The sequence below is a fragment of the Enterococcus gallinarum NBRC 100675 genome (assembly GCF_001544275.1).
GTDB lineage: Bacteria > Bacillota > Bacilli > Lactobacillales > Enterococcaceae > Enterococcus_D > Enterococcus_D gallinarum.
In genome coordinates this window covers 1-610 of sequence record NZ_BCQE01000085.1, presented here as the reverse complement: position 1 = coordinate 610, position 610 = coordinate 1, and the positions used below count along the sequence as shown (strand labels likewise).

7 tRNA genes are annotated in these 610 nt (G+C 53.0%); all 7 read left to right on the top strand.

From position 1 onward, the window contains the following. Positions 1-16 precede the first annotated feature (16 nt). The 7 genes from EG2_RS18205 (at position 17) to EG2_RS18175 (ending at position 610) form a co-directional block, all read left to right on the top strand. Positions 17-89 (top strand) — tRNA-Val (locus tag EG2_RS18205). A 3-nt stretch (positions 90-92) separates the two neighbouring features. Beyond that, a tRNA-Lys gene (locus EG2_RS18200) sits at positions 93-165 on the top strand. Between the two features lie 14 nt (positions 166-179). Further along, a tRNA-Leu gene (locus EG2_RS18195) sits at positions 180-261 on the top strand. 7 nt (positions 262-268) lie between these two features. Then, positions 269-341 (top strand) — tRNA-Thr (locus EG2_RS18190). A 10-nt stretch (positions 342-351) separates the two neighbouring features. Next, a tRNA-Gly gene (locus EG2_RS18185) sits at positions 352-423 on the top strand. Positions 424-439: 16 nt separating this feature from the next. After that, positions 440-525, top strand: a tRNA-Leu gene (locus EG2_RS18180). An 11-nt stretch (positions 526-536) separates the two neighbouring features. After that, positions 537-610 (top strand) — tRNA-Arg (locus EG2_RS18175).

The window sequence follows — 610 nt, the reverse complement described above, 5'->3', positions numbered from 1 at the left end:
GTTTTTTTTAAATTATGGGGGTTTAGCTCAGCTGGGAGAGCATCTGCCTTACAAGCAGAGGGTCAGCGGTTCGAACCCGTTAACCCCCATATGAGCCGTTAGCTCAGTTGGTAGAGCATCTGACTTTTAATCAGAGGGTCACAGGTTCGAGCCCTGTACGGCTCATAGTAATAACCTATGCGGGTGTGGCGGAATTGGCAGACGCACTAGATTTAGGATCTAGCGCCTTCGGGCGTGGGGGTTCAAGTCCCTTCACCCGCACTTCATTGCCGGCTTAGCTCAGTTGGTAGAGCATCTGATTTGTAATCAGAGGGTCGAGGGTTCAAGTCCTTTAGCCGGCATCAGGAATACGCGGAAATAGCTCAGTGGTAGAGCACCACCTTGCCAAGGTGGGGGTCGCGGGTTCGAACCCCGTTTTCCGCTTTTGCCATCGCAATCAGCCGGGGTGGCGGAACTGGCAGACGCACAGGACTTAAAATCCTGCGGTGAGTGATCACCGTACCGGTTCGATTCCGGTCCTCGGCATTTCTTAATATGCGCCCATAGCTCAATTGGATAGAGTGTTTGACTACGGATCAAAAGGTTAGGGGTTCGACTCCTCTTGGGCGCG